Here is a 21,159-nt window from a genome sequence, read left to right on the forward strand (position 1 = left end):
CCCACCCCTAGTCGCCGATCGGGAGATGGGCGACCTGGATCATCTCCTGCGGGCGGACGCGCGACACCAGTTCGCCGCGGCCGGGCACCAGCGTCTGCAGCCTCGACCGGCCGGTGATGAATCCCTCGTCCCGGTCACCGCTCATCAGCAGGATGTCCGACGACAGGTCCTTGAGGCGCGCGATCAGCGGATCGAACATCGCCCGACCGAGGCCGCCGGAACGTCGGGCGAGCACGATGTGCAGCCCGATGTCGCGCGCATGTGAGGCCAGTTCGACGATCGGCAGCATCGGATTGCCGGTCGAGGTGACGACCATGTCGTAGTCGTCGACCACCACGTACACCTCGGGCTGGCCGTCGAGCCAGGTGCGGTCCCGCAGTTGCTGGACGGTCACGTCCTCGGGCGGCATCCGGTTCTTCAGATACGCCGCCAGCTCCGTCATCATCGACGCCGCGCGGTCGGGCGAACTCGCGTAGCCGGCGAGATGATCGCCGTCGATGATCCCCAGCATCGTGCGGCGGTAGTCGACGAAGACGATGCGCACCTGCTCGGGTGTGGCACCGGCGACCAGCCCGGTGACGATCGTCCGCAGCAGGTTGGTCTTGCCGTGTTCGACGTCGGCGAAGGCCATGAAATGCGGTTGGACGGTGAAATCGAGGACCACCGGGGCGAGTTCGAGCTCGCCGACACCGATCGCCACCTGATTGGGTGCCAGCGTCAGCCCGGCGCCGGCAACCGCGCGCTGCACCGATGCGTAGTCGATCTCGGTGCTCAGCTTGCGCACGGCCATCGCCGAGCGGCCCGGATAGGCGGCGGTGAGCTTCTCGACCGACTGGGCGACGCCCGCGGGCAGCGACTCGGCACTGCTGACGGAATCGAGCCGGGGCAGCGCGATGAGCATGTGCAGCTCCTGCCCGGTCAGGCCGCGACCGGGTCGGTTCTGCGGGACCAGCGCGGCGGCGCGACGACCCATGTCGGAGTCCATCGGGTCGCCCAGCCGCAGCTCGATCCGGGTACCCATGAGATCGCGGACCGCCGGGCGCACCTCGGCCCACCGGGACGCGGTGACCATGACGTGGACGCCGTAGCTCAACCCCTGGGCCACGATCGCGGTGATCTGTTCCTCGAGCGACTCCAGCTCGGTCCGCAGCACGTTCATGCCGTCGAGGACGAGGAACACGTCGCCGAACCGGTCCTGCGCCAGCGGGTCCGATGCCGGCGAGGTGACGCCGGACCGGAACCACGCATCCCGGCGGGATCGGTAGTCGCGCATCGACTCGATGCCCAGCCGGGTGAACAGCAGTTCGCGCGACCGGACCACGGCAGCCACCTCGGCGACCGTACGGCGGACCGCGTCCATGTCGCCGCGCGAGGCGACCGAGCCGACATGCGGGAGCCCGGCGAGACCGGCCAGACTGCCGCCGCCGAAGTCCAGACAGTAGAACTGCACCTGTTCGGGCGTGTGGGACGCGGCAGCCGACATGATGATCGTGCGCAGTGTCGTCGACTTGCCCGACTGCGGACCGCCGACCACCGCCACGTTGCCCGCGGCCCCCGCGAGGTCGATGACGAGCGGGTCGCGTCGCTGGTCGTAGGGCCGGTCCACGACGCCGATCGGAACGGTGAGACTCCCCGGCACCGCCGGGTGGGACCAGTCCCGCTCGCCGAGAAGATGTTCCACGGTGGGCGAGTCGTCCAGCGGCGGGAGCCACACGCGGTGGGCCGGCGGGCCCGCGTGCTCCATGCGTTCGACGATGGTCTCCATGAGCGTGGGCACCTGCGCCGAGACCGGCTCGAACTCGGTGGGCGCCTCGGGTGCCGGCGGTTCCTCGTCGAGCAGGCTCTCGGCCTGGTCGAGCAGCGAACGCGACGCGCCCTCGTCCAGCGGCACCGGAAGTGCGGTGAACACCTTGAGGTTGCCGCGACGCGACGACGCCGTGGTCGTCGGATCGGCCGACTCGGTGACCGTCGGCGAGTAGTAGGCGCCCGACACGTAGGAGGTGTTGAACCTGATCGGGTCCGCCGAGTCGCATTTGAGGTATGCCGAACCCGGGACGCTCGGCAGGTGATAGGCGTCGGGAACACCGAGAACCGAGCGGGACTCGTTGGCGGAGAAGGTTTTCAGGCCGATCCGATAGGACAGGTGCGAGTCCAGGCCCCGGAGTTTGCCTTCTTCCAGCCGCTGCGAGGCGAGCAGCAGATGGATGTGCAGCGAGCGGCCCAGACGACCGATCGCGACGAACAGTTCGGCGAAATCTGGCTTTTGCGAGAGCAGTTCGGAGAACTCGTCGACGACGATGAACAGCGCCGGCAGCGGGTCGAGGCGCACCCCCGAGGCGCGGGCACGCTCGTAGTCGGCGACGTTGGCGTAGTTGCCCGCCGCCCGCAGCACCTCCTGGCGCCGGTTCATCTCGCCCGAGAGCGCGTCCTTCATCCGGTCGACCATCGAGAGTTCCTGCTCGAGGTTCGTGATGATCGCGGCGACGTGCGGCGCGGATTCCAGGCCCAGGAATGTGGCCCCGCCCTTGAAGTCGACGAGCACGAGATTCAGTTCCGACGGCGAATGCGTCGCCAGCATCGCCAGGACCAGCGTGCGCAGGAACTCCGACTTCCCCGATCCGGTGGCGCCGATGCACAGCCCGTGCGGACCCATGCCGCCGTGTGCGCTCTCCTTGATGTCGATCTCCACGGGCGCGCCGGTCGGCGTGTAACCGATCGGCACACGCAGGCGCTCCCGGCCGGTACGACCACGCCAGGCCGTCGCCGGATCGAAGCGTGCGGCGTCGTCGATGCCCAGCAGCGCGGGCAGGCCGGGGTCGGCCGAGGTCGCCTCGGACTCGAGGTGGGCCAGCGTCGCCGCGGTGGCCAGCCGGTAGCGCGCCATGCGCCGGGCGATCGCCTCCGCCTCGGGAATCGTCAGCGAGTCCATGTCGGCGAACTCCTCGACGCCGGCGGCACTGCGTGCGGAGACCTTGCCCCCGCGCACGACGAGTTGCAGCCCGCGCCGCACCGCGAGACCGTCCGGCGGCGCGGTCAGGTCGAGGATCGTGACGCCTTCCATGCCGGCGTCGTTGATGATCCGCTCGTCACCGGCGACGTAACCGTCGTCGATGATCACCACGAGGTGTGCGCGATTGGCGTTCGGCGGAGCCGACCGGCTGAACCGGCCACGCTCGAGGAGGTCCGCGGCCATCGAGTTCTCGAGGTCCGCCAGCGTCGGATAGATCATCCGCATCGCCCCGACGCCGTCGCGCAGCGTCGGATGTCCCACGTGCGGAAGCCATTTCGCCCAGTCCCAGGCCTCCCCCGCCGGATCGCCGGTCACGATGCCGATGTGCAGGTGATCGGGACCGTGGAACGCACAGAGCTCCACGACCATCGACCGGATGAGTTCGCGGGTCTCCTGCCGCGCACCCTCGATGTTGATGGCGGGGAAGCCGCGCAGCGAGATCGAGGTGGGCAGGCGGTACACCGCGGAGTGCGTGCGCACGAACCGGCGCAGGGCCACCATCGACACCGGCTCGATGTCCTCGAGGGGCCCGGTCTCCGGCGGCATGAGCCGCGTGGCGAGTCGCTGGACGCCCACCCCGACGCGCACATGGGCGAAGTCGGCGTCGCTGGGGCGGCGTTCCCACATGCGCCTGCTGCCGATCACGTCGAGCAGCGCACGCGGGTCCGGGTGGCTCCAGGTGCGCGCCGCGCGCTGGTTGTCGACGGTCTCGAAGACCTGGCCGCGCAGCTGGCCGAGATAGCGGAAGTAGTCCTTGCGTTCTTCGTTGAGTTCTCCGGCGCGTTTGCCCCCGCCACGGCCGCCGGCGGCGAACATGCCGAACATCGACATCAGCATCATCAGCGGGAACATCATGAACAGCGGGTTGGTCAGGATGTTGCGCCCGCCGGTGACGACCATCAGTGCCACCATGCCGACGACGGCGACGACCATCACCACCGGCAGCAGTTTCATCAGGAGGCCGCCGGGCACCACCCGCGGCACATCCGGCGGCGCCTGGATGTTGACCTCGCCTCCGGGCGTGCGTGGAGGCGTGATGCGCGGGCGACGCACAAAGCCCTCCGTCGTCGTGACCACACGTCCCCCCTGACATGTCGCGCTGTGTATCCCCGGGCGGTCGAACCCGCCGCGGTTGGCTATGTTAGCTGCTGAATCTAGGGGGAGGATTGACCTGATGTCGTCTGTGGACGGATTCGCACCGGGGTACCCGGCCACCGCTGCCGACGCGGACACCGGGGACCGCCGGCGGGGTGAGGGGGCGGTCGAGCCGCAACTCGTACGGGTGTCCGTGCTGGGCGGCAACACCCAGCTCGACATCGGACTGCCGGCGGGCATCCCCGTCGCCGGACTCATCGGTGACCTCGTCGCCCAGATCGAATCGCGCAATCCCACGAGGTCGGACCCCGACGACCCGGATGCCGACGCCCGCAATCCCGGCCGCCCGCACGACCGGCAGAACAAGTGGACGCTCGCGCTCGTCGGACAGGACCCGCTGCCCCTGCACCGGTCGCTGTCGGAGTCGGGTATCCGTGACGGCGACCTGCTGTTGTTGACCTCCACGCGGACCGGGGAGTCCCCGGTGCTGTTCGACGATGTGGTCGACGCTGTCGCCCGATTGAACGAATCGCAGTTCGTCGACTGGACCGCGGCGTCCGCCCGCAAGGTCGGTTACGCCCTGGCACTCGTCGCCGCGGTCGCGGCGGCGGCGTCCCTGGCCGCGGTCCGCTCCGGCACGGGCGCCCTGTGGTTTGCCGCGTTGTCCGGGCTGGCGGTCGTCGGATTCGTCACCGCCTCGACGATCGTGTCCCGCTACTACCGCGACGAGCAGAGTTCGACGGTGCTGTCCCTGTGTGCCGCGCCGATGGCCTTCGTGACCGGGATGATCGTGACGCCCGGGTCGTACGGCGCCGCACACCTCACCCTGGGCTTCGCGTTCGCACTCGTCGCCGCGGTCGTCAGTTATCGCATGACCGCGGCCGGGGCGACCGCACACAGCGCCGTGACCAGCGCGGCGCTGCTCGGTGGGGCCGGCGCCGGGGCCCGGCTCCTCGTCGATGCGCCGGTGGCCGATGTCGCCGCCGTCATCGCCGCGGTCGGCCTGCTGTGCATCGGTCTGGCTCCCCGCACGACGATCCTGCTCGCGAAACTGCCGCTGCCCCCGGTGCCGACCGCGGGTGCCGCCATCGACGTCAAGGACATCGAACCGCGCCCGGCCATCGAGGGCATCGGGGCGATCGGCGCGACCGCCCTTCCCAAAGCCGATGCGCTGGAACGGCGTTCCTACCTTGCCAACGCGTACCTGACCGGCATCGTCGGCGGGCTCACCGTCGTCACCGCCATCGCGGCCGTGCTCACCGCCTCCCCGCTCGCCGGGTTCGAATGGCGCAACGCCGTCTACGCCGCGATCATCGGCATCGTGCTGTGTCTGCGGGGCCGCTCTCACAGCGACCTGTTCCAGGCGGGAATCCTCGTCATCGGCGGATCGCTCGTGGTGATCACCCTGATCACCGGTCTCGCGTTCGGCGACGATCAGTGGCCGGTGATCGGTTTCGCCCTCGGCATCCTCGTGGTGATCGGCGCCCTCGTCTTCGGGGTCGTCGCCCCGAACCAGGACTTCTCACCCGTGATGCGTCGGTGGGCCGAGATCGGCGAGTACATCCTCGTCGCCCTCATCGTGCCCCTGCTGTTGTGGCTGCTCGACCTGTACCGAATGGTCCGCGAGATCTGATGCGCGACAACCGTGTCCGTGGTGCTGGAGTATTCGCGACGACCCTTGTCGGGGCCTCGGCGACGCCCGCTGCGGCGGTGACCCCGCCTCGGATCGATCCCGGCGCCCTCGTCCGATCGGCCCCGGTCGCCCCGATGGAACCGACCGAGCAGCGCCACCTGTGCAACATCCCGGAGCTGACCCGCACCGTGACGAAACCGACCGCGGCGCAGGCGATGATGAATCTCCCGGAGGCGTGGCGGTTCAGTCGCGGACAGGGTCAGCGGGTGGCCGTCATCGACACCGGGGTGACGCCCCATCCGCGGCTCGGTCGCGTCGTCGCCGGTGGCGATTACGTCTCGGGCGGCAACGGGCTCGACGACTGCGACGCCCACGGCACCCTGGTCGCCGGGATCATCGCCGCCCGGCCCAGCGCCGCCGACGCGTTCGTCGGAGTCGCGCCCGCGGCGTCGATCATCTCGATCCGCCAGTCCAGCAGCGCCTTCCAGAAGAAGAACAACCGCGCCCGGGACGACGCCGCCCCGGCGGTCGGCTCGGGCTACGGGTCGGTCCGGACGCTGGCGCACGCCATCGTGCGCGCGGTCGATCTACGCGCGACCGTCATCAACATCTCGCAGGTCGCCTGTTTCGCCCCCTCAGACGGAGTCGACGACCGCGCACTCGGCGCAGCCGTCCGGTACGCCTACGACCGCGATGTCGTGGTGGTCGCGGCGGCCGGCAACGTGGACCCCAGGGGCGCCTGCCAGAACCAGAACCCGGTCCCTTCCGCTGACGATCCGGACGGGTGGAAGTCTGTCTCCACCATCGCCACCCCGGCTTGGTATACGCCTTACCTGCTGTCGGTTGGGTTCATCAATTCCGACAGCGGCGCGCCGGAACGAAACACTCTGCACGGCCCGTGGGTGAGCGTTGCGGCACCGGGCACGGGCATCGTGAGTCTCGACAGCAGGCGCGGTTCGAGTGGTCTGGTATCGGCGCAGGAGCATGAAGGTAAGCCTGTGCCGTTGGCCGGCACGAGTTTCGCCGCGCCGTACGTCGCGGGCACCGCCGCGCTGATCCGGGCCCGCTTCCCGGATCTGACCGCGCGCGAGGTGATGGACCGCATCATCGCCACCGCCCACTCCCCGGGAACCGGGCGCGATCAGCGGATCGGACACGGTGTCGTCGATCCGGTCGCCGCCCTGACCGCCGAAGTGCCGGCCGATCAGCAGCCGGACCGGGCCTCGGCGCCCATCGCCGCACCTACCGTGGCCCAGCCACCGGACAATTCCGCGCGCAACGTCGCGATCATCGGCAGCGCCGTCGCGGCGATCGTCATCGCCGCGGTTCTCGCGATCGCACTACCCCACCGACGGGTGCGCAAGCTCGACCCGGACGAGTTCTGACCTGTCGACGCCGGATCGTGGCCCGAGATCAGCTGGACGAGCGTGCGGGGCGCAGCTCGCGCGGGAGCGCGAAGGTCAGCGTCTCGTTGGCCGTGTTGACCGTCTCGACCGTGCCGTAGCCGCGTTCGGCCAGATAGTCCAGAACCCCACGGACCAGCACCTCGGGCACCGACGCGCCGGAGGTGACGCCGACCGTCGTCACACCCTCGAGCCACGAGTCGTCGATCTCACGGGCATAGTCGACCAGATGGCCGGCCTTCGCACCGGCCTGCAGGGCCACCTCGACGAGGCGCACCGAGTTCGAGGAGTTCTGCGATCCGACGACGATCACCAGGTCGCACTCGGGAGCCATCGCCTTGACCGCGACCTGGCGGTTCTGGGTGGCATAGCAGATGTCGTCGCTGGGCGGGTCGTTGAGCAGCGGGAACTTCTCGCGGAGTCGACGGACCGTCTCCATGGTCTCGTCGACCGACAGGGTGGTCTGCGACAACCAGACGAGCTTCGACTCGTCACGGACCTCGACCGCGTCCACGCTGTCGGGACCGTCGACGAGCTGGATGTGCTGTGGGGCCTCGCCGGCGGTGCCCTCGACCTCCTCATGGCCCTCATGGCCGATCAGGAGGATGTCGTAGTCGTCGCGCGCGAACCGCTTCGCCTCCTGATGGACCTTCGTGACCAGCGGACACGTCGCGTCGATGGTGCGCAGGTTGCGCTCCGCGGCGGTCTGGTGCACCAGCGGGGACACCCCGTGCGCGGAGAACACGACCAGCGCTCCCTCGGGCACCTCGTCGGTCTCGCCGACGAAGATCGCCCCGCGCTCGGCCAGGGTCTCCACGACGTGCCGGTTGTGCACGATCTCCTTGCGCACGTAGACGGGAGCGCCGTGCTTGTCGAGGGCACGCTCGACCGTCTCCACCGCACGGTCGACACCAGCGCAGTAGCCGCGGGGTTCGGCGAGCAGGACACGCTTCGTCTCAGACATGCTTCCCAGGGTACGGGTTACGCGGCGTTGCCCGTGATGGCAGAGTGTTGGCATGGATCGCGCACCGTACCCCGCCCGGATAGCCGCAGGTCTGATCGTCACCGCACTCGAGGAGACACGGAAACTCCCGGCGTTGCTCATCACGTTGCCGATGACCGCCATCAGCCAGACCCTCCAGGCCGGTATGCGGGCGCAACAGAACATCGCCGAACTGGCCATCAAGGGCGACGCCGCCCTGGAGATGCTCTTCGACCGGCCCGACGAACAGCCCGAGTGGGCACGTTTCGACGAGGACGACGCAGCGGGTCCCGACCCGGTCACGCCCGCCGCGCCCGCAGCGACCACCGATACGTCTGTGCAGGACAAGAAGCCGAAGGCCGCCGCGACGACCCCGTCGCCCACGACCCTCGACGAGGAGATCGAGGAGGCGTCCGCCGACGCCGATCTCGCCGCACCGCCGCGCGCCGATGCCGGGCGGTTCGCGCTGTACAGCTCGACCCCCGACGAGGTCGTCGCGGCCGAGGTGCCGGGCACCGAGGCGGTGGGTTCCGCCGACGGCTCGGGGCCCGAGATCGTCGAGCTCATCGACTACGACACCCTCACCCTCGCGCAGCTCCGGGCCCGCCTGCGGTCGGTCGCCATCGAGGATCTGATCGCACTCGTCGACTATGAGAAATCCCACCGCGACCGTGCGCCGTTCGTGACGATGCTCGACAACCGGATCGCCGCGCAGAACAAGCGCTCCACCGAAGCGTGACCGGGGCCGACACGAGCGACACACCGCGACGTTCGTCGTCACCGAACTCGGCGGAGCATCCCTGGCCGGTCCGGACGGTGAACACCAAGATCGCCGACTGGATCCATCGGCTCGGACAGATCTGGGTCGAAGGACAGGTCACCCAGATCAGCCGGCGGCCGGGGACCCGCACCGCGTTCCTCACCCTGCGCGATCCCGCTGCCGACATCTCGATCTCGGTGACGTGCAGCCCCGACCTGCTGGCACGCACCGAGGTCCCGCTGACGGACGGCAGCTCCGTGGTGGTCCTGGGCCGCCCGAGTTACTACACCGGGCGCGGCACGGTGTCGCTGCGGGTCAGCGAGATCCGGGCCGTGGGCATCGGCGAGCTGTTGCTGCGCATCGAACGGCTGCGACAGCTCATGGCCGCCGAGGGCCTCTTCGATTCACGGCTCAAACGACCGTTGCCGTTCCTGCCGCGCGCCGTCGGCCTGATCAGTGGCCGCGCGAGCGCGGCGCAGCACGACGTCGTGAGTGTCGCGACCGCTCGATGGTCGAACGTGCGCTTCGACATCCGCGAGGCCCCCGTGCAGGGGCCGACGGCGGTCGCCCGCATCCTGACCCACCTGGCCGACCTCGATGCCCACCCCGATGTCGAGGTCATCATCATCGCGCGCGGCGGGGGCAGCGTCGAGGACCTGCTCCCGTTCTCCGACGAGGCGTTGCTGCGCGCGGTGTCGCGGTGCCGGACCCCGGTCGTCAGTGCGATCGGGCACGAACCGGACAATCCACTGCTCGATCTCGTCGCGGATCTGCGCGCCGCCACTCCGACCGATGCGGCGAAGCGGGTCGTTCCCGACGTCGAGGCCGAACTCGCGGGCATCGCGGATCTGCGTCGACGCAGCGCGCAGGCCCTGCGCAACTGGGTGCGCCGCGAGTCCGGCGTCGTCGCCGCGTTGCGGGCGCGGCCGGTGCTCGCCCGTCCCGGGGTGCTCGTGGACTCCGAGGCCGGGCAGGTGGCCGAGCTGGTCCGCGCCCTACGCCGAGATGTGTTGCGCCACATCGACTCCGAGGAACGACGTACCGACCATCTCGGCGCGCGCCTGTCGACACTCGGTCCCGCGCAGACCCTGGCGCGCGGCTACGCGGTGGTACAGCGGACCGACACCGACCCGCCCCATGTGGTCGGCACGCTCGCGGACCTGCCGGCGGGTGCACCCCTGCGCATCCGGGTCGCCGACGGCGCCGCAACCGCCCGGGTCGACGAACCCACGACCATGCCGGAACACGGAGGACACGCGTGAGCACCGACGAATCATCTACTCCGATCGAGGAACTCGGATACGAGGAAGCACGCGACGAACTCGCCGAGATCGTCACCACCCTCGAGCACGGCGGACTCGACCTCGACGCCTCGCTGGCGCTCTGGGAGCGCGGCGAGGCCCTCGCGACCCGCTGCGAGGAGCACCTGCGCGGTGCCCGCGAGCGCATCGAGGCGGTCATCAGCACCGGCTCCGACCCCGACGACCCCGAGGACGACTGAGACCGATCAATCGAACCGGGTGAGCGCCTCGCGGTCGAGAACACTGATGCGCGTGTGCTCGGCGGTCGGTCGCGCACCGACCCGCGCGAGGACCGGCCGACGATCCTCCCCACCCCTCGACGAGGAGGAAAGCGGCCGCCCCACAGCGGAATCCGGAGGCGGCCCGACGATGTACGGAAGACCGGGTGCGGTCACCGGGGCCCGGGATCGCGGGTCGGTCAGCGCATCGATGGCGCCCGCCCGTTGCACCGGAACGGTCACCACGAGCAGCACGAGGACCGCGACGAGCACGAACCTGGCCCACACGAGGTGCAAGCCGAACCGCGATCCCCCATCCATGAGCGCCTCCTGGCGAAGACGCTAGGAACTCCGGGCCGGGTCCTCACGAGTAGTGCGCTACCCCAATTGCAGCGGCTGCTGGGCGACGACCGACGACGCGATCGTCTCGATGTCGGCGTCGCTGCCGCGCGACAGGACCGCGATGCGTACCTTGCCCAGGTCCGTGATCCAGAACCGCTTGCCCTCCGACGTCTCGTAGGTCACCCACTGCCGCCCGCCCGCCTGGCGCGTACCGGTACCGGAGATGTCGGCGAAATCACCCCCGCTGCCGCCGCCGAGGTAGGGGACGAACACGTCCTCGGGCGCATCGGACTGACTGAGCTGGACGTAGGCGCCATCGCTGCTGAGCCATCCCACCGTGCTGACCCGGTGCCCCTCGATCGCGTCCGACGAACCGGAGTTGGGCCGCCAGCCCTCCGGCGTCGGCGGGCGGCGGATCGGGAACGGGAGCTGGGCGGCGTCGGCGTTCAATGCGCTGACCACGTCGAACGGCGGCAGCTTGCTGTCGGCCACGTCCTTGGACGCCCCGATCGAGCAGTTCCCCGACGCGATCGCCACCAGCGCACACAACGCGAGCAACGGGACCAACGACCAGAACATGTCCTTGCCGTTGTTCAGAATGCGGGGTTTGTCTGCCATGGCGCCGAGTATCCCACCAGCAGGGTCACTGACCGAATGCCCGGTGTGACATGCAAGGATGGTGTTCGAGACCACCGCCACCATCACTCGGCGCCGCTGGAGTCGACCCGCGCCGAACAGAGGAGTCGATTGCCCATGACCGTCAGCACCCATCAGGCCCCGGACCGCAACCTCGCGATGGAGTTGGTCCGCGTGACCGAGTCGGCTGCGCTCGCGGCCGGTCGCTGGGTCGGTCGTGGCGACAAGAACGGCGGCGACGGCGCGGCGGTCGACGCGATGCGCGAGCTGCTGTCGTCGGTGTCGATGCGCGGTGTCGTGGTCATCGGTGAGGGCGAGAAGGACGAGGCGCCGATGCTCTACAACGGCGAAGAGGTGGGCAACGGCGAAGGCCCCGACTGTGACGTCGCCGTGGATCCCATCGACGGCACCACGCTGATGGCGGAGGGCCGCCCCAACTCGATCTCGGTGATCGCGGTCAGCGAGCGCGGCACGATGTACGACCCGTCGGCGGTCTTCTACATGGACAAGATCGCCGTCGGGCCCGAGGCCAAGGGCGCCATCAACATCAACGAGTCCGTCGAGTGGAACATCAACTCGGTCGCGAAGGCGAAGGGCATCGACGTCGCCGATCTGACCGTGATCGTCCTCGACCGTCCTCGCCACGCCGATCTCATCGGTGAGATCCGCCAGGCCGGCGCCAAGATCCGCCTCATCTCCGACGGCGACGTCGCCGGTGCGGTCGCGGCCGCCGACGACTACTCCACCGTCGACATGCTGATGGGCGTCGGCGGCACTCCCGAAGGCATCATCACCGCCGTCGCGATGAAGTGCATGGGCGGCGAGATCCAGGGCAAGCTGTGGCCGCGCAACGACGAAGAGCGCCAGAAGGCCATCGATGCCGGCCACGACCTGGACCGGGTGCTGACCAACGACATCCTGGTCAGTGGCGAGAACGCCTTCTTCTGCGCCACCGGGGTCACCAACGGCGACATGCTGCGCGGAGTCACCTACCGGCCCAATGGCGCGACGACCCGGTCGCTGGTGATGCGCTCGAAGTCCGGCACCGTCCGCCGCATCGAGGCCGTCCACAAGCCGGCCAAGCTCCGCGGCTACTCCCGAATCGATCTCTGAGACACGACATCGGCCCCACACCCACACCGGTGACTTCACGAGTCAACCTCTGGCGTGGGGCCGATGTCGTGGGCGATACGATGCGGTCCGTGAGTAAACCAGCCTCAGCCCCCGAGTTTCTCTACTCCGATCTGCTCCCGACCGGCGCCGACGAGACCCCGTACCGGTTGGTCACGACCGAGGGTGTGTCCACGTTCTCCGTCGACGGTCAGACCTTCCTGAAGGTCGACCCGGAGGCCATCCGGAGGCTCACCGCGGAGGCCATGCACGACATCAGCCACTATCTGCGCCCGGCTCATCTCGCGCAGTTGCGCAAGATCATCGACGACCCCGAGGCCTCGGGCAACGACCGGTTCGTCGCGCTCGACCTGCTGAAGAACGTCAACATCTCCGCCGGCGGCGTGCTGCCGATGTGTCAGGACACCGGCACCGCCATCGTGATGGGCAAGAAGAGCGAAGGGGTCCTGACCGGCACCGACGACGCCGAGGCCATCTCTCGCGGTGTCTACGACGCCTACACGCAGCTCAACCTGCGCTACTCGCAGCTCGCCCCGCTGACGACGTACGAGGAGAAGAACACCGGCTCGAACCTGCCTGCCCAGGTCGAGATCTACGCCACCGAGCAGGGGCCCAAGGGTCCGGAGTACAAGTTCCTGTTCATGGCCAAGGGCGGTGGCAGCGCCAACAAGTCGTTCCTGTTCCAGGAGACGAAGGCGATCCTGAACCCGACGAGCATCCTGAAGTTCCTCGACGAGAAGATCCGCTCACTGGGCACCGCGGCCTGCCCGCCGTACCACCTGGCCGTCGTGATCGGCGGCACCTCAGCCGAATTCGCGCTCAAGACCGCCAAGTACGCGTCGGCGCACTACCTCGACGACCTGCCCACGCAGGGATCGATGTCGGCGCACGGTTTCCGCGATCTCGAGCTCGAGGACGAGGTCTTCCGGCTCACCCAGTCGTTCGGCATCGGAGCGCAGTTCGGCGGCAAGTACTTCTGCCACGACGTGCGCGTCGTCCGACTGCCCCGCCACGGTGCGTCGTGCCCGGTGGCGATCGCGGTCTCCTGCTCGGCCGACCGTCAGGCCCTCGGCAAGATCACCGCCGACGGCGTCTTCCTCGAGCAGCTCGAGACCGATCCGGCCCGCTACATGCCCGCAGCCGGTGTGGCCGAGGACATCTCGGGCGGCGAGGTGGTCGAGGTCGACCTCAACCGCCCGATGCCGGAGATCCTCGCGCAACTCTCGCAGTATCCGGTCAAGACGCGCCTGTCGCTGACCGGACCGCTGGTCGTCGCGCGCGACATCGCCCACGCCAAGATCAAGGAACGCCTCGACGCCGGCGAGCCGATGCCCGACTACCTGCGCGACCACCCGGTCTACTACGCGGGGCCGGCGAAGACCCCCGAGGGCATGGCCTCCGGATCGTTCGGTCCGACGACGGCCGGCCGGATGGACAGCTATGTCGAACAGTTCCAGGCCGCCGGGGGCTCGATGGTCATGCTGGCCAAGGGGAATCGATCCAAGCAGGTCACCGAGGCGTGCGGTGCGCACGGCGGTTTCTACCTCGGCTCCATCGGCGGGCCCGCGGCACGTCTCGCGCTCGACTGCATCAAGAGCCAGGAGATCATCGAGTATCCCGAACTCGGCATGGAGGCCGTGTGGAAGATCGAGGTGGAGAATTTTCCCGCCTTCATCGTCGTTGACGACAAGGGCAACGACTTTTTCACCGACCCGAGTGGGGCCGTCAACGTCCCGTTGAGCGGCATAAGGATTCGATCGAAGGAGTAGGCACGCCGATGACCGAGGACACACAGACCGACGCGCAGGGCGAGCAGTACCGCATCGAGCACGACACCATGGGCGAGGTCCGGGTACCCGTCGACGCCCTGTGGCGGGCACAGACGCAGCGTGCCGTGGAGAACTTCCCGATCAGCGGACGCCCCCTCGAACGGACGCAGATCCGGGCGATGGGACTGCTGAAGGCGGCCTGCGCCACCGTCAACGCCGACCTCGGTCTCCTCGACAAGGAGAAAGCCGACGCGATCGTCGCCGCGGCCACCGAGATCGCGGACGGACGCCACGACGACCAGTTCCCGATCGACGTGTTCCAGACCGGTTCGGGCACCAGCTCGAACATGAACACCAACGAGGTCATCGCGTCGATCGCCAAGTCCAACGGCGTCGAGGTGCACCCGAACGACCACGTCAACATGTCCCAGTCGTCCAACGACACCTTCCCGACGGCGACGCACGTCGCCGCCACCGAGGCCGCCGTCACCGACCTGATCCCGGCGCTCGAACATCTGCAGAAGACGTTGGCCGACAAGGCAACCGAATGGCGTGAGGTCGTGAAGAGCGGGCGCACGCATCTGATGGACGCGGTACCGGTCACGCTCGGACAGGAATTCGGCGGTTACGCGCGTCAGGTCGAGGCCGGCATCGAGCGCATCACCGCCGCCCTCCCGCGCGTCGGCGAACTGCCCATCGGCGGTACCGCGGTCGGCACCGGCCTCAATGCGCCAGATGGCTTCGGCACCAAGGTGGTCGCCGAACTCGTGTCGCTCACCGGCGTCGAGTCACTCACCCTCGCGAAGGACAGCTTCGAGGCGCAGGCGGCCCGTGACGGGCTCGTCGAACTCTCCGGCCAGTTGAAGACCGTCGCGGTGTCGCTGACCAAGATCGCCAACGACGTCCGCTGGATGGGCTCGGGTCCGCTCACCGGGCTCGGCGAGATCCTGCTCCCCGACCTGCAACCGGGCAGTTCCATCATGCCGGGCAAGGTCAATCCCGTTCTGCCCGAAGCTGTCACGCAGGTCGCGGCGCAGGTCATCGGCAACGACGCCGCGGTCACCTGGGGCGGCGGCAACGGCGCCTTCGAACTCAACGTCTACATCCCGATGATGGCGCGCAACGTCCTCGAGTCCCTCAAGCTGCTCGCGAACGTCTCGCGGTTGTTCGCCGACCGCTGTATCTCCGGACTGCAGGCCAACACCGAGCGGTTGCGCACGCTCGCGGAGAGTTCGCCGTCGATCGTCACCCCCCTCAACAGCGCCATCGGCTACGAGGAGGCAGCGGCCGTCGCCAAGCAGGCGCTGAAGGAGGGCAAGACCATCCGCGAGACCGTCCTCGACCGCGGCCTGGTCGGCGACAAGCTGACCGAGGACGAACTGGACGCCCGGCTCGACGTGCTGAAGATGGCCAATCTCGACCGGGAGCGCTGAGAACCGTGACGGCGCAGCTGCTCCCCTTCCCCACCGACTGGCAGACCGCGCTCGTGCTCGTCGCCCACCCCGACGACCCCGAGTACGGGATGGCGGCGGCCGTCGCCCGCTGGACCGGCGAGGGCCGCCGCGTCGTCTACGCGCTGGCCTCCAGCGGCGAGCGGGGCATCGAGGGTCTGCCACCCGCCGAGTGCGGCCCCCTGCGGGAAGCGGAGCAGCGCGCGTCCGCGTCGATCGTCGGCGTGGACGAGGTGGAGTTCTGGGGGTTCCCCGACAGTGACATCCGCAACGTGCCGGAGCTGCGGGACAAGATCACCGAGACCGTCGAACGGGTACGGCCGCAGGTGATCGTCTCGCTCTTCGGTGGGCCCGAGTGGGCGCCGGGCACGCCCAACCAGCGCGACCACATGGAGTTCGCCGCGGCGGTCCTCGACGCCTACGACGCCCTGGAAGCCCCGCCGACGTGGTTGTTCGAGAACGGTCCGGCGGCGACCCACGGCGTCGAGGTCGAGGAACAACTCGACGCGGCCGTTCGAGCACTCGCCGCCCACGACCGCTACCTCTCCGTCCTCGATCCGGACACCCCGGTCCTCGACCAGGCGCGGGCGCAGATCGAGATGGCGACCGCGCCGCGGGATGGCGATGCCCGTCATGTGACCGGCTTCGAGCTCAAACGGGGTCGGCCCGCCTGAGTCCGGCACGACCCGCCGCGCATCAGCAGCGGCAGCGGCGACGTCCCGACGTTTCCTTGGCCCCTCGGATCGGTGACCTTCGGCCCCTCCCGGTGGGCGCGACGTCGGTGGATGGTGTGAGGGTCAATTTCTCCGCACACCGTTCGGAGCAAGCTCTCCCAGGGGGACCGTCATCACTCTCACGGCCGTTCTCGTCGCTTTCCTCGCCGCATTCGCCGTCTGCGCGGTCATCGGCTTGTCCGTGTGGCTGCTCGTGCTCTTCGGAGTGCTCACCGGACTCCAAACGGTCGCCTGGTTGACCGAGCGCATGTCGGCATGGCGACTACCGGCCGAAGCGGACGCCCCCTAGAGCTGCGCCGACCACCGCAGCGCGAGACCGCCGCCCGGCGGCGTGGTCGTCGTGAACGTTCCGCCGGCCTTCTCGGCCCGGAGCGCGAGGTTGGCCAGACCGCTCGGAGTCACGTCCGCCGGCAGTCCGATGCCGTTGTCGATGACCTCGACGACCAGCTCGTCGGCGACCGTGATCGACACCGTCACCGTCGCGGCCCGGGCATGCTTCACGACGTTGCTGACCGCCTCGCGTATCACCGCGACGACGTTCTCGGCCAGGGGGCGATCGACCACGGACAGCGGACCCGAGGTCCGCACGTGCATCTGGATCGGCAGATCGTCGATCTGCTGGTCGATGACCTCCTGCACGCGCTGGCGCAACCGCGTGACCGTCATGTCCTCGGTCTGCAGGTCGAAGATGGTCGAGCGCACCTCCTGGACGATGTCCTGGAGGTTGTTGATCGAGCGGGTGAGCCGCGAGCGGATATCGGGTGAGTGGGTTCGCTGCAGCGTCGCCTGCAGGCTGAGCCCCTCGGCGAAGATCCGCTGGATCACGTGATCGTGGAGGTCGCGCGCGATACGCTCGCGGTCTTCGAGCACGCGCATGTGGTGGGCCTGCATCGTCGCGGTGGCCAACTGCATCGCGAGTGCGGCCTGGTCGGCGAAGTCGGCGCTCAGTCCGAGGAGATCCCGGGCGAACGGCTCCCGCCCGTCGGCCCGCATGGCGATCAACACGCCCCGTGTGGAATCGACGGTGCGCAGTGGGGCGGCCATGACCGGCCCGTAGCGCGTCGAATCGCCGACGTCGTATTCCAGGTGATTCCGGAGCACGGGCCGGCGCTGGACGAACGCCGTCCCCGAGGTCGACCCCGAGATGGGGATGCTCTGGCCGCAGAAGACGTGTCCGTCTTCTCCCTCGGCGACCGTGATCACCAGTTCGTCGATCAGCTCGACGGGTTCTTCGGTGTCGTGGGGCTCGGCGATGAACACCAGGTCGGCATCGGCCAGGGTCAGCACCTTCCGCGCGATCTGCTCGAGGACATCTTGATGATCGGCGCCGGTCAGCAACTCGGTCATCACGTCGCGGTTGGCCTCGATCCAGGCCAGCTGGTTCTGCGCCTGCGCGTAGAGCCGGGCGTTGTCGATCGCGATCCCGGCAGCCGACGCCAGCGCCTGGATGACCACCTCGTCGTCCTCGGTGAAGACGCCGCCGTTCCTCTTCTCGGTGAGATACAGATTGCCGAAGACCTCGTCGCGGACCCGGATCGGCGTGCCCAGGAAACTCGTCATCGGCGGGTGGTTGGCGGGGAAACCCACCGATTCGGGGTGCTCGGACAGGTCGGACAACCGCAAGAGCTCGGGCTGGTCGATGAGCAGACCGAGGACGCCGCCGCCGGTGGGCAGGTCGCCGATGCGTACCCGGGTCTCGGCGTCGATGCCCTGGGAGAGGAACGCGGACAGGTGATGCCCGCTCCCGAGCACGCCCAGCGCCCCGTACTCGGCGTCGACCAGACGGATCGCCGACGCCACGATCGATTCGAGGGTGGTTTCCAGATCGAGTCCGGAACTGACGACCAGCATCGCCTGCAGGAGCCCGTCGGTCTGATCGCGTACGTCGGCGATCTGACTGATCCGGTCGGAGACCTCGTCGAGCAGTTCGCGCAAACGCATCTGCGACAGCGCTCTCTGCAATTCGAGCGATCTCGGATCCAGTTCCGAGAATTCGGAAACCATGTACCGGATCATAGTCAGGTTCATTTCCGGGTGCTGCGCTTCGAGATCGAACGCGGTTTCGCACCGGTTTGGGAACACCCTGCGATGACTTTTGGTTAGGCCTGCACACATTCGTCGAATTCGTCCGGCCCGTCCTACAATCCGATTCAGGTGTCCGATCCGGAGGGAGACGGCATGATCAGGGTTTTCCTGGTGGACGACCACGAAATCGTCCGACGGGGACTCGTCGAGTTGCTCGACTCCGTTTCCGACGTGGAGGTCGTCGGCGAGGCCGCCACCGTCGCGCAGGCGCTCGCGCGCATTCCCGCGGTGTCTCCGGATGTGGCCGTGCTCGACGTCCGGCTTCCGGACGGCAACGGCATCGAATTGTGCCGTGAGCTCCTCAGCAAAGTGGACGGCCTGCGTTGCCTCATGCTGACCTCACTGACCGACGACGAGGCGATGATGGACGCCATCCTGGCCGGGGCCAGCGGATACGTGATCAAGGACATCACCGGGATGGAACTGGCGCAGGCGATCGCCGAGGTGGGCGCCGGCCGGTCTCTGCTCGACAATCGCGCCGCGGCGGCGTTGATGGATCGGTTACGCGCCCGGCAGGACGCCGCGGAACCGGCGGACGACGGACTCAGCGAGCAGGATCGGACGCTGCTGGCCCTCCTCGGCGAGGGCCTGACCAACAGGCAGATCGCCGCGCGGATGCATCTCGCCGAGAAGACCGTCAAGAACTACGTCTCGCGACTGCTCGGCAGGCTCGGCATGGAGCGTCGGACCCAGGCGGCGGTGTACGCGGCGAAGACCGCGAACCGCGACCGACGACGCTGAAGCGCCACACGGGGCGCCACGCGGAGGGCGCGATCGAACGATGTGTCATTCGACTCTTGAGACCTACATCACATAAGCTGACACTGAAATGGTCGCTCGTCCGACTGGGAGGGCTCTCGGACGAGCGCGGCCCGACGCCCGAACAAGTGACAGAGTAGGTCCATCGAGATGACAGTTGTTTCCGCATTCGTGGAAACCGGAACTTCCCCCTCCGACCGGCACTGCGGCAGTTGCGGACGCGCGTTCGCGATCCGTACTCCGCTCCGCCAGTCCGATCTGGACGATCTCGCCCGGGTCAACGGGTGGCACATCGGCACCGAGGCCACGTGGTGCCCCGGCTGCCGATGTGCCCGGATGAGCTTGTCCGACGTTCGCGCCCGGCCCGGCCGGACCGATCAGCCCGCCTGACCGCCGAGCCCGAAGAGGGCCGGAACCACGCCGACGAGCTGCGAGAGCAGACCGGTCAGGACGTCGGCACCCGGAACACCCGAGGTGGTGGGAGGCGTCGTCCCCGGTGGCGTCGTGCCCGGAGCGGTTTGAGGGGTTGCTCCGGGCGCGTCGCCCGCGGGTGCACCCTGGTTGACGCCGATGGTGATCTTCGGGTTCTTGGCCGGATCGAGCCACACGAGGATCTGTTTCATCAGTTCGCGCTCGATCGCGACGCAGCCCATGGTCGGTTCACCGTTGGTCACGTGGAGGAACATCGCCGACGCCCGCCCCGGGGTGCGTTGCGGGTTGTGCGCGATGTTGACCGCGTAGTCGTAGACCGGGCCGGAGTTGTAGAGGTTCTCACTGTCCCCGCCGGGGCTCTGCGGCTGACGCACGTGCGTGTTGTAGGTCGGCGACTTCATGTTCGAGTCCCACCAGTCCTGCTGGTCGACCTTGCGATACGGCATCTTGGTCCCGGGATTCTCCGCACGGCCGAAAGCCTGGTCGAGCGGGAAGGTGCCCTGCGGGGTCCGGTGGACGTTGTCCTTCGGCTCGCCCATGCCCAGCGAACCGAGGTAGGCCTTCGTCGGGCCGATGACGGGTTTCCAACTGCCGTCGGCGCCCCGGTCGAAGGCCGTCAGGGTGGCGGTGGTGTCGGACGCCTTCGGCGCGGTCACGACGATCATCTGGCTCGTCGGCCCACCTGCCCCGGGAACACCGGCACCGCCGGTGCCGTCGTCCGACCCGGTCCCACCGGCGAGCTGGTCGAGAATGCCGTCGAGCAGCGGCATGCCCGACCCGTGCGTCGTTCCCGGACTAGGTGTGGTGGACGTCCCCGGCGTGGACGTGCCGGGTGTGGATGTCTCGGGTGTAGTTGTCTCTGGGGCGGCGACCGACTGCCCGGCGCCGCCGACAACCGCGGCGAGCACCGCGATCACCAACAGTCCCAACAGTCTCATTCGCCTCATCAGTAACTTCTGCACCATGCCAGTCTGACAGTGTGCAAAGAACCATGAGTCACGTCCTGGTCACGGTGCGGTTCGGATCAGGTGTCGGCGACGCACCGACGGGCGTATAGACAGAAGCCGGATTCACGCGCTCAAGGTCGATTTCTCGATACGAAAACACAGAATTGCCATGATTCGAGATGCAGTACAAAAACGCATTCGGAAATTTCATCCGAGAAATAGGTCGAATTCTCTTGGACTTTGTTTGCGCGTTTGTTATCAGATCATTACTGTTGCGAACGACGGCGTCGAATAGAGGCGGCCGTCGAAACGGATAGCCATTCGATTAAGGGAGAACAATGACATCCTTGGAGAACGTCGAACTGCTCACCGCCATCGTCGACCTCTTGAATTCGCTCCGCGACTTCACCCCGATCGAACCGCCGACCGCCTGATCTGACACACGAGGGCCGCGTCGACTCCCTTCCGGAG

Annotated in this window: 16 protein-coding genes; 10 read left to right on the plus strand and 6 right to left on the minus strand. The window is 68.4% G+C overall.

Annotated features, from left to right (window positions below; all coding sequences use genetic code 11):
- Positions 1–7 precede the first annotated feature (7 nt).
- Positions 8–4,087, minus strand: a complete 4,080-nt coding sequence (gene eccCa, locus ACFVHY_RS12705; RefSeq protein ID WP_390272198.1) for a type VII secretion protein EccCa — start codon at positions 4,085–4,087, stop codon at positions 8–10.
- A gap of 97 nt (positions 4,088–4,184) precedes the next feature.
- On the opposite strand from eccCa, the gene eccD reads away from it, so the two are divergent.
- Both eccD and mycP read left to right on the plus strand, forming a co-directional pair.
- On the plus strand, positions 4,185–5,738 hold the full coding sequence (eccD, locus tag ACFVHY_RS12710; RefSeq protein ID WP_390272200.1) for a type VII secretion integral membrane protein EccD: 1,554 nt from the start codon (positions 4,185–4,187) through the stop codon (positions 5,736–5,738).
- Positions 5,738–7,123 carry a type VII secretion-associated serine protease mycosin gene (gene mycP / locus ACFVHY_RS12715; RefSeq protein ID WP_390272202.1) on the plus strand — a complete coding sequence of 462 codons (1,386 nt, stop codon included), beginning with the start codon at positions 5,738–5,740 and terminating at the stop codon, positions 7,121–7,123. Before eccD ends, mycP begins: the two co-directional genes overlap by 1 nt.
- Positions 7,124–7,151: 28 nt before the next feature.
- On the opposite strand, the gene ACFVHY_RS12720 is transcribed toward mycP, so the two are convergent.
- Positions 7,152–8,105 (minus strand): 4-hydroxy-3-methylbut-2-enyl diphosphate reductase, encoded by a 954-nt coding sequence (locus tag ACFVHY_RS12720; RefSeq protein WP_159370453.1) that lies wholly within the window; start codon positions 8,103–8,105, stop codon positions 7,152–7,154.
- A 52-nt stretch (positions 8,106–8,157) separates the two neighbouring features.
- On the opposite strand from ACFVHY_RS12720, the gene ACFVHY_RS12725 reads away from it, so the two are divergent.
- Genes ACFVHY_RS12725 through ACFVHY_RS12735 form a run of 3 tightly spaced genes read left to right on the plus strand, consistent with a single transcriptional unit; the run spans position 8,158 to position 10,384 of the window.
- Positions 8,158–8,862 (plus strand): lipid droplet-associated protein, encoded by a 705-nt coding sequence (locus tag ACFVHY_RS12725; RefSeq protein WP_390272205.1) that lies wholly within the window; start codon positions 8,158–8,160, stop codon positions 8,860–8,862.
- Positions 8,859–10,145, plus strand: a complete 1,287-nt coding sequence (gene xseA, locus ACFVHY_RS12730) for an exodeoxyribonuclease VII large subunit (RefSeq protein ID WP_390272207.1) — start codon at positions 8,859–8,861, stop codon at positions 10,143–10,145. The genes ACFVHY_RS12725 and xseA overlap by 4 nt, the downstream gene beginning before the upstream one ends.
- On the plus strand, positions 10,142–10,384 hold the full coding sequence (locus ACFVHY_RS12735) for an exodeoxyribonuclease VII small subunit (RefSeq protein WP_068970159.1): 243 nt from the start codon (positions 10,142–10,144) through the stop codon (positions 10,382–10,384). Before xseA ends, ACFVHY_RS12735 begins: the two co-directional genes overlap by 4 nt.
- A gap of 6 nt (positions 10,385–10,390) precedes the next feature.
- Here the strand turns inward: ACFVHY_RS12735 and ACFVHY_RS12740 are convergent, their stop codons facing one another.
- A complete protein-coding gene (locus ACFVHY_RS12740; protein ID WP_390272209.1) occupies positions 10,391–10,723 on the minus strand; it encodes a hypothetical protein in 333 nt (110 codons plus the stop codon).
- Positions 10,724–10,780: 57 nt separating this feature from the next.
- Positions 10,781–11,362, minus strand: coding sequence for a DUF4245 domain-containing protein (locus ACFVHY_RS12745; protein ID WP_068970157.1), 582 nt, complete (start codon positions 11,360–11,362; stop codon positions 10,781–10,783).
- Between the two features lie 135 nt (positions 11,363–11,497).
- Between ACFVHY_RS12745 and glpX the strand changes: the two genes are divergently transcribed.
- The 4 genes from glpX to ACFVHY_RS12765 all read left to right on the plus strand — a co-directional run bounded on the left by glpX (position 11,498) and on the right by ACFVHY_RS12765 (position 16,405).
- A complete protein-coding gene (gene glpX, locus ACFVHY_RS12750; RefSeq protein ID WP_065629922.1) occupies positions 11,498–12,493 on the plus strand; it encodes a class II fructose-bisphosphatase in 996 nt (331 codons plus the stop codon).
- Positions 12,494–12,582: 89 nt separating this feature from the next.
- A complete protein-coding gene (locus ACFVHY_RS12755) occupies positions 12,583–14,280 on the plus strand; it encodes a fumarate hydratase (RefSeq protein WP_390272212.1) in 1,698 nt (565 codons plus the stop codon).
- Positions 14,281–14,288: 8 nt separating this feature from the next.
- Entirely contained in the window at positions 14,289–15,713 is a 1,425-nt protein-coding gene (locus ACFVHY_RS12760) for a class II fumarate hydratase (protein ID WP_390272214.1), read from the plus strand.
- A 5-nt stretch (positions 15,714–15,718) separates the two neighbouring features.
- The gene (locus ACFVHY_RS12765) at positions 15,719–16,405 is read left to right on the plus strand and encodes a PIG-L deacetylase family protein (RefSeq protein ID WP_390272216.1); all 687 of its coding nucleotides are present in this window, start codon (positions 15,719–15,721) and stop codon (positions 16,403–16,405) included.
- Between the two features lie 345 nt (positions 16,406–16,750).
- Here ACFVHY_RS12765 and ACFVHY_RS12770 read toward each other — a convergent pair whose 3' ends face one another.
- On the minus strand, positions 16,751–18,469 hold the full coding sequence (locus tag ACFVHY_RS12770; protein WP_390272218.1) for a GAF domain-containing protein: 1,719 nt from the start codon (positions 18,467–18,469) through the stop codon (positions 16,751–16,753).
- A gap of 174 nt (positions 18,470–18,643) precedes the next feature.
- Between ACFVHY_RS12770 and ACFVHY_RS12775 the strand changes: the two genes are divergently transcribed.
- Positions 18,644–19,291 carry a response regulator gene (locus ACFVHY_RS12775; RefSeq protein WP_390272220.1) on the plus strand — a complete coding sequence of 216 codons (648 nt, stop codon included), beginning with the start codon at positions 18,644–18,646 and terminating at the stop codon, positions 19,289–19,291.
- 395 nt (positions 19,292–19,686) lie between these two features.
- Here the strand turns inward: ACFVHY_RS12775 and ACFVHY_RS12780 are convergent, their stop codons facing one another.
- On the minus strand, positions 19,687–20,679 hold the full coding sequence (locus ACFVHY_RS12780) for a L,D-transpeptidase (RefSeq protein WP_390272222.1): 993 nt from the start codon (positions 20,677–20,679) through the stop codon (positions 19,687–19,689).
- Between the last annotated feature and the right edge of the window lie 480 nt (positions 20,680–21,159).

Origin of the sequence: Gordonia sp. NPDC127522, assembly GCF_042672305.1 — a bacterium.
In the GTDB taxonomy this organism is placed as follows: Bacteria; Actinomycetota; Actinomycetes; order Mycobacteriales; family Mycobacteriaceae; genus Gordonia; species Gordonia hongkongensis.